Genomic DNA, 6,653 nt, shown 5'->3' with positions numbered 1-6,653 from the left:
ATCTGCTCATCGCTGAACCTCGATCGCTTCACTGCCTGTCTCCCTCTTGAGGAACAGGATAACCTCAATCCGAGGACTCTTCAGGGGAGCAGGTCAATCCCTTTCCGCTTTTGGCTTCGCTTATTCGGTTCGGTGGCGACATGAATGGGTCAATCTGTTAGCGCCCGACGCATGGACACGCTCGATATCGCCTTCGCCGAAGCCCGTCGTTACCTGGCGTCGCTTGATACCCGCCCCGTGGCATCACGCGGCACGCCGGCGGCGATCAGGTCACCGCTGCCGGTACAGTTCCCCATGCATGGCATGCCCGCAACCGATGTGGTTCGCGCGATTGCAGCGGCGGCAGAGCCGGGTTTGACGGCCAATGCCGGCGGACGTTTTTTCGCCTGGGTCAAAGGCGGGGCGCTACCGGCGGCGCTCGCAACGGATATCATGTGCTCAGCCTGGGACCAGAATGTCGTCCTGGCGTCGACCAGTCCCGCCGGTGCCGTGCTTGAAGAAGTGGCCGGTCAGTTTTTGCTGGAGGCGCTGCGGCTGCCACCCGATTCAAGCTATGCCTTTGTCACCGGCTGTCAGATGGCGCACACCACCGCGCTGGCAGCCGCGCGCCACGCGGTGCTGGCGCGGGCGGGATGGGATGTCGAAGCGAAGGGCCTGCAAGGGGGCCCCGTGATCCGCGTGCTGGCCAATGCCCATCATCATTCGTCGGTGACGCGCGCGTTGCGCCTGCTTGGTCTGGGCAGCGATTGCATTGTGCCACTAGGCGGCGACGTGCCCGGCACCGTCTCAGCTGACGCGCTCAGTGCTGCCCTGGCCGATGCCCCGGATGCGCCGACGATCCTCATCCTTAATGCCGGCGATCTGAACATCGGCGCCTGCGACGATTTCGCGACGTTATGCCCGATAGCGCACGCCGCCGGTGCCTGGGTTCATGTCGATGGGGCCTTTGGGCTTTGGGCCAATGCCAGTCCGCGGCTGGCTCCGCTTGTTGCCGGCGTCGAGTTGGCCGATAGCTGGGCGACCGATGGCCATAAATGGCTGAACACCCCCTATGATTGCGGCATGGCGATCACGCGCGACCCTGTTGCGCACAGCGCGGCGATGCGCATGACAGCGGCGTATCTGACGACCGGCGGTGCGGTGCGCGACCCGATGGATTTTACGCCCGAATGGTCGCGCCGCGCGCGGGCGCTGCCAGCGCTGGCAGCCCTGATGGAGCTCGGCCGCGACGGGCTGGCTGCAATGATTGAGCGCTGCTGCGACCATGCCGCCGCGATTTACGATGGGATCATCGGCTTTGAGGGTGCAACCGGCATCGCCCGACCGACCATGAACCAGGGCCTGATCCGCTTTGATGCCTGCGACGGTGCAAATATCAGCGATGCCGTGATCGCCGCGATCAATGCCAGCGGTGAAGCATTTGTCAGCGGCGGCAACTGGGATGGGGAGCGCGTCATGCGGATCAGCGTCTGTGGCTGGAATACCAGCGCCAATGACGTGGCACGGACGGTGGCGGCGGCGGGCGAGGCCCTCGCGCGACTGCGGTCTTCAGCCGAAATGGATGTGGGGTTGACGCGCTGACGGTGGAATGCGGTTGGCGTTCCATCACTGCACGCCTGAAATAGATGGCGGATATCCCAGGACACGCCCAATTTGGTGATGGCTTTGCCTTGCTTCTTGGCCGCACAGCCGCCACGCTTTACGCGGCTCATAGCGCTTGAACGGCGCGGCAGCTGCCTTCGTCGCTGATCAGCGCGAGGCGCATCGTCGCGGCGGACCAGGCATGCCGATATGGCAGAGCGTCAATAAGATGGAGGAAGCCCGTGCATCTCGATTTCAGCCCTGAAGATTTGGCCTTTCAGCAGGAGGTGCGCCACTTCATCGCGGAGAATTATCCCGCTGATCTGCGCGGCAAGCAGGATGAGGGGGAGGAGATGTCGAAAGAGGATTTCCTGTCCTGGCACCGCGTGCTCGCCAAAAAGGGTTGGGTCGCCCCTGCCTGGCCGGTCGCCTATGGCGGCACGGGCTGGACGCCGACGCAGAAATATATCTGGTCCGAAGAAGCCGCACGCGCGGATTGCATCCGGCTGATGCCCTTTGGGCTGTCGATGGTCGGCCCGGTCATTTATCAGTTCGGCACGCCTGAGCAGAAAGCTAAGTTTCTGCCGCGCATCCTGTCGGGTGAGGATTGGTGGTGCCAGGGCTATTCAGAGCCGGGTTCGGGTTCCGATCTCGCCTCTTTGCGCACCAAAGCAGTGCGCGGCACCGATGCTGAGGGCGATCATTACATCGTCAACGGGCAGAAGACCTGGACGACGCTGGCGCAGCATGCCGATTGGGGGTTCTTCCTGGTCCGCACCGATCCCGATGCCAAGCAGCAAGAGGGGATCAGCTTCCTGCTGATCAACATGAAATCCCCCGGCATCACCGTGCGGCCGATCATCACCCTGGGCGGGGAGCATGAGGTCAACGAGGTCTGGCTGGAAGATGTGCGGGTGCCGGTGGAAAACCGCATCTATGAGGAGAATAAGGGCTGGACCTGCGCCAAGTTCCTGCTCGCGCATGAACGCACTGGCATTGCCGGTGTCGCGGCATCGAAGCGCGGGATTGAGAAGGTCAAGGCGATCGCCCGGTCTGAAATGGACGGTGACGCACCGCTGATCGCTAACCCGTTCTTCAAGCGCAAAATTGCCGAGCTGGAGATGGACCTGACCGCGCTGGAATTCACCGAATTGCGCAGTTTGGCGGGCGAAAGCGCCGGCAAGGGGCCGGGGCCGGAATCAAGCCTGCTCAAGATCAAGGGTTCGGAAATCCAGCAGCGGCTGACCGAGCTGTCGCTTGAAGCGGTTGGCCATTATGGCGCGCCCTATTTCCGTGGCTTTGGCATGGGCGATAATGAGCACCCGATCGGGCCCGATTACGCCCACCGCGCCGCGCCGACCTATTTCAACGTTCGCAAGACGACGATTTATGGCGGATCGAATGAAATTCAGCGCAACATCATCGCCAAGATGGTGCTGGGGCTCTGATTGCGTAAGGGCGCTGCCGATCAGGCAGGCCAGCCGATAGGACAGGATTAGTAATGGATTTCACCTATACCGAAACGCAGGACATGCTGCGCGATACACTAGCGCGTTTCCTTGCCGACACTTATGGTTTTGAGGCGCGCAACAAGATGATGGCGGCGCCAGAGGGGCGCGATCCGGGCATCTGGCGGTCGCTGGCGACCGAGCTAGGCATCCTTGGCGCGCCCTTTGCCGAGGAGCATGGCGGGCTGGGCGGCGGCGCGCTGGAAAACATGATCATGATGGAAGAATTGGGCAAGGTCATCGCGATCGAGCCCTATTTGCAGACCGTGGTGATCGGCGGCGGTGCGATGAAGCATGCCGGTGGTGCGCTGGCCGATGCCGTGATCCCCGCGATCATCGCGGGCGAGGCGATCATCGCCTTTGCCTATGCCGAGCCGCAGGGGCGTTATGATCTTGCCAATCTGCGCACAACCGCGCGCGCCGATGGCGCTGGCTATATCCTGAATGGCCAGAAGGCGGTGGTTTATGCTGCCCCCTGGGCGACGCATCTGCTCGTCACCGCGCGCACCGGCGGCAGCCAGCGCGAGCGCGCCGGGGTGGAGCTGTTCCTGATCGACGCCAAATTGCCCGGGGTCGTTCGGCGCGATTATCCGACCGTCGATGGCTATCAGGCATCCGAAGTCTATTTCGAAAATGTCGCGATTCCGGGCGATGCACTGGTGTCCGGCGGCATCGATCTGGTCGAGAAGCTGGTTGACGAAGCGACGGTGGCGGTGTGCGGCGAGGCCTGCGGGATCAGCCGCAAGCTGCATGAAGGCACGCTGGACTATACCAAGCAACGCAAGCAGTTCGGCGTGCCGATTGGCAAGTTCCAGGTGCTGCAGCACCGGATGGCGGACATGTTTATCGAGGTCGAGCAGATCGCCTCAATGGCGTTGATGGGGACGCTCAAGCTCGATCTGCCCGCAGACGAGCGCAAGGCGGCGGTCAGCCTGGCCAAGGCGAAGGTTTCGCGCTCGATCAATTTTGTCGGGCAGAACGCGATTCAGACGCATGGCGGCATCGGCATTACCCAGGAGCTGGCGATTGGCCATTATTTCAAGCGCGGCACGATGATCGAAAACCAGTTCGGCTCGGCCGATTTCCATCTCGATCGGTTCGAAAAGCTGACGCTGAGCGCCTGAGCTGCCGCGACCGTCGGCTGGCTTCATTTTGGTTCTCCTTGTTCGTCCTGAATAGCCGCTATTCGGGACGAACAGGCTGGACCATAGCGGGCGCTAAAAGCTCTCCAGCACAATATTGCCATGCCCGCTAAGTGGGGTATCCGGGTCGACCGGGCTGTCAATCATCCCCGATTCCTCCGGTCCGTCGCCACCACGGCGTTGCTTCTTGCGTTTCCATACCGGCTTGGCGAGCTCCTTTGCCAGCGGATCAACTGTGCGCAATGATTTGCGCTGCGGGCCGCCATAAGTGAAGGCCAGGCCGGTCGCGTCTTCTATCTCGCTGATCGGGCGTTGATAGGTCTGGAACTGGCCGAACGGGACCGCGATCGCAGCCTCATCGAGATTAGTGACATCAAGCACATCGCGCTGGGTGAGGACATAGCCGGTCGCGAACAGCCGATCCTCGGCATCGATAGCGACCACCACCTTCCAGTAATCGAGCGGGATTTTCACGCCGCGATAGTCAGGATCAAAATCGCCAAAGATCGGCCCAGTGAAGGCCTGAACCCTGAATTGGTAATGCCGCGCGGTCTGTTCCAGGATGAATTTTTCAAGCCCACCCCACAGCCGCACTGCGCGATCAGGGCCTTTGTCCTGATTGAACATTTCATGTTGGGGCGAACAATTGGTCCAGGTGCAGGTGCCATTGGCGCGGCGGGTCGCATCGACGGGATCGATCCCCCATTCCATGTCTTCGCGCCGGGTCAGGTGGCCGCGATCGAGCTTGTTGCGGGTGTAAAAATCATTGTTGATTTGAAACTTGCGGTCAATCCGGTCATCGAAAAGCCATTTGTCCTTGCGGCCAAGACCGGGAAATTCGACGCCGCCATTGATATTGGCGGCGGAGAAAAAGGCGATCCGTCGGTCAGCACGCATCACCACGCTATAGCCACTATAGTGTAACACCCCGGCGCTGGCGGTCGGCGCATCGGGCGCGGGATGGCCATAAACCGATTTCGGCAAGAGCGGGACGATCTGCTTTTTCAGCGCGGCACGTTCGACGTTTGGTAGGTTGACGATATGGTCTGGGCTCAGGAACGTCGGATCATAGCCGGTCAGCCAATCCTTCTCCGGCACCACTGGCGCTTCGATCACCGCCTTGGCGGGCTTGGCCGTCTCTGCCCCTAGTGCCGCTTCACGCGCCGGGGCGCTATCGGCAATGCGGACCTGGCCATTGTCATCAATCGCGAGCGTTACGGTGACATATTGGGTCATGCGAGCCTCCCTGGGCGCGTCCGTCGGAGTGGAGATGGGGTTAATCAAAGCGCCATTTTGCGGCACTGGCGGGGCAGATCGCGTGGGCGCTGCCCCGAGCACGGGCAGGCCAGATTGCAGATCTTCCGTCGTCAGGTTCAACATGCGTTTGACCATCGGGTGGTCAGCAATGGCTTGATTAGCCTGCAATGTCGCGATGATCCGCGATACCCGGATCCCTTCATTGGCGACCCATTTGATCTTGTCCTCGCTGTCCGTATCCGGATCGAAATCACGGCCGTCCATTGTCTGCCAGCGGCCATTCTTGATCTCCGGCACGCCCGAATGGTGGAGCGCCACGACTAGCCAGTCATTGTTGAACACAGGCGAGCCCGACGATCCGCCGAGTGTATCGGTTGAATACCACAGGACGTCAGTGTCGCGTTTAAGCAGCTGATTCTCGCGCACGCACAGCTGTTTTTGCTCACCACGCGGATGCTGGATAATGGTCAGCCATTCACCCTCCAGCACTTTGCCGGTGCCCCCGATCAGCGGCAGCCAGCCGAGCTGGCGGAGTGATTGGCCGCTCCCCCGATCCTGTGGCGCAACCGCCACCAGCGTAAAATCGAGCGCGGTTGATGTGAAGTAGAGCCGATCAGGCTCAAGTGCGAAGCGCAGCGTTGTCCGCGCGGTGCCATCGATATCGAGCTCATAATATCCCTCTGCCTGAGCAAAGCGAGCGGTGTCGCGGTCGGGCAGCACATGATTATTGGTGATCAGGACGCCGTCACCGACCAGAAAGCCGGTGCCATAGCCGATCAGTCCGCCGCCGGCGGTGCGCAGCACGATCCGCATCACTGGCTTCGCTGCCAATTCGCCGCGCGCCAGAAAATTGGCAGGCTGCAACTCGTTTCCGGCAATGATTCGTTCAAAGGACCGGTCACCAATTAGGTTGGCGCCATGTTGCGATTCAAGAAAATCGCGTCGCCCCAGCTTCGCCGTCGCCGAATTGAGTTCATCGGGGGAGTGGTCGCGCACCTGTTCGGTCAGCGCTGTCAAATCAATGCCGAGTTCCTGCGCGCGCTGTTGCGCCCGATTTACAGCGGCCCGAAAATTGACTGAAGTTACCACGATTGCGTGCTCCCGAGCCAATATCACATAAATTGTAATCGACTCTGTTAACCCGACAATTTCGAAATATTGCTAA

The 6,653-nt window shown here is 61.0% G+C and carries 4 protein-coding genes; 3 read left to right on the top strand and 1 reads right to left on the bottom strand.

Annotated elements, in window-relative coordinates; all coding sequences use genetic code 11:
• Nucleotides 1–171: 171 nt before the first annotated feature.
• The 3 genes from B7Y43_RS16365 to B7Y43_RS16355 all read left to right on the top strand — a co-directional run bounded on the left by B7Y43_RS16365 (nucleotide 172) and on the right by B7Y43_RS16355 (nucleotide 4,213).
• Nucleotides 172–1,581 carry an aspartate aminotransferase family protein gene (locus B7Y43_RS16365; protein WP_374132744.1) on the top strand — a complete coding sequence of 470 codons (1,410 nt, stop codon included), beginning with the start codon at nucleotides 172–174 and terminating at the stop codon, nucleotides 1,579–1,581.
• Nucleotides 1,582–1,823: 242 nt separating this feature from the next.
• The gene (locus B7Y43_RS16360) at nucleotides 1,824–3,029 is read left to right on the top strand and encodes an acyl-CoA dehydrogenase family protein (RefSeq protein ID WP_374132743.1); all 1,206 of its coding nucleotides are present in this window, start codon (nucleotides 1,824–1,826) and stop codon (nucleotides 3,027–3,029) included.
• A 53-nt stretch (nucleotides 3,030–3,082) separates the two neighbouring features.
• Nucleotides 3,083–4,213 (top strand): acyl-CoA dehydrogenase family protein, encoded by a 1,131-nt coding sequence (locus tag B7Y43_RS16355; protein ID WP_374132742.1) that lies wholly within the window; start codon nucleotides 3,083–3,085, stop codon nucleotides 4,211–4,213.
• A 93-nt stretch (nucleotides 4,214–4,306) separates the two neighbouring features.
• On the opposite strand, the gene B7Y43_RS16350 is transcribed toward B7Y43_RS16355, so the two are convergent.
• Nucleotides 4,307–6,577 (bottom strand): DNA/RNA non-specific endonuclease, encoded by a 2,271-nt coding sequence (locus B7Y43_RS16350; RefSeq protein WP_374132741.1) that lies wholly within the window; start codon nucleotides 6,575–6,577, stop codon nucleotides 4,307–4,309.
• Nucleotides 6,578–6,653: the final 76 nt, after the last annotated feature.

It is taken from the genome of Sphingomonas sp. 28-62-20 (genome assembly GCF_002281505.1).
This window is presented reverse-complemented; position numbering and strand designations above follow the sequence as displayed.